Annotated in this window: 2 protein-coding genes and 1 pseudogene; all 3 read left to right on the top strand. The window is 50.4% G+C overall.

Annotated features, from left to right (window positions below; all coding sequences use genetic code 11):
• The first annotated feature begins 156 nt into the window (after positions 1 to 156).
• A complete protein-coding gene (locus tag ACTHUM_RS14945; protein WP_107792511.1) occupies positions 157 to 348 on the top strand; it encodes a hypothetical protein in 192 nt (63 codons plus the stop codon).
• A complete protein-coding gene (locus ACTHUM_RS14940) occupies positions 306 to 890 on the top strand; it encodes a hemagglutinin repeat-containing protein (protein ID WP_440403284.1) in 585 nt (194 codons plus the stop codon). The genes ACTHUM_RS14945 and ACTHUM_RS14940 overlap by 43 nt, the downstream gene beginning before the upstream one ends.
• Positions 859 to 966 (top strand): annotated as a pseudogene (locus tag ACTHUM_RS14935) (adhesin); the annotation flags it as partial. The gene ACTHUM_RS14940 and the pseudogene ACTHUM_RS14935, both read left to right, overlap by 32 nt.
• Positions 967 to 1118: the final 152 nt, after the last annotated feature.

The raw sequence follows: 1118 nt of genomic DNA, 5'->3' as shown, positions 1-1118 counted from the left end.
TTCCAACTCAGTTGAAACTCATATATGACAATGTAAATCAGAAAGCATCCGCTAATTATTCATATGAAAAATTTTTCTCGCATAGAGATGATTTAACACCGGGTAATATTTTTGAACAATGGTTTAAAGAAGAAAAGCAAAAAACAGAAAACCCGTATGGCTAATCATGATTCCATAATGCAGATTAAAGGCAGCCCGAAACCCCATTCAGGCTGTCGTTTGCATTTGGGCACGCTGGCTTTCAGCCTGCTGCTCGGTTTCGGTTCGACTCTGATTGTGCCCGCCGCCGCCGCAGCAGCACGCAGGTGCAGGATGGCAGCAGCGCCGAAGCCGTCGGCAGCTCGCTGACAGCCGGCCGCCATCTCAGCATCCGTGCCACCGAAAGCAACATCGAAGCCAAAGGCGCACAAATCTCCGCCGAAGGCGATGCCCTGCTGTATGCCCGCGACGACATCCGACTGCTGGCCGCGGCCGACAGCCGCCGGCAAACCGGCAGCAGCAAGCGCAGCGGTTTCTCCATCGACAACCGCGACCATATCACCCCCTTCGGCACCTTTAACGATCAGGGGCAGGCTGCGGGCGAGATCGGCAGCATCAGCGGCAGCACCCTGTCCGTGGGCGGTAAAACCCGTCTGCTTGCCGAAAAAGGCAATATCGCCGTCAGCGGCAGCAGTCTGGTCTCCCAAGACGACCTGCTGCTTAAAGCCGGCGGCGACATCGACATCCGTGCTGCCGAACACCGCCAAAGCCAGAGCGAGCGCCAAGTTTCTTCCGGCATCGGCAGTGCCGTTATTTCCGACACCGAGCACTTTAGCGGCTGGATGAAAAACCGCCGCGAGAACGAGGGCGAAAAGGAACAACCGTTACCTTGGCACAGGAACAACGCCTGACCCAACATTAAATAACTTAAATATTAATTTAAAAGGCAAGCCAACAGAGTTAAAATTTAAATTCCCTGCTAGATAAGGATGTTTTAATGAATTTAGAGACAGCAGAAAATATTCAATGCGAATTTGAGTATTTAGCATTAGATGGTTATTTTCCAATGCATTTTGCATCGCATGGTCAAGGAAACAAAGATTGGCAATTTGCAGTTGAATTCATATATAGATTATTAA

The sequence above is a fragment of the Neisseria sp. P0021.S006 genome (genome assembly GCF_051956895.1).
The sequence above is the reverse complement of the archived record's forward strand: the minus strand, read 5'-3'. Positions and strand labels throughout refer to the sequence as shown.

Bases quoted from the DNA above. Each gene is read 5' to 3' on its own strand.
- ACTHUM_RS14945 (WP_107792511.1), top strand. From the start codon at position 157: ATGGCTAATCATGATTCCATAATGCAGATTAAAGGCAGCCCGAAACCC.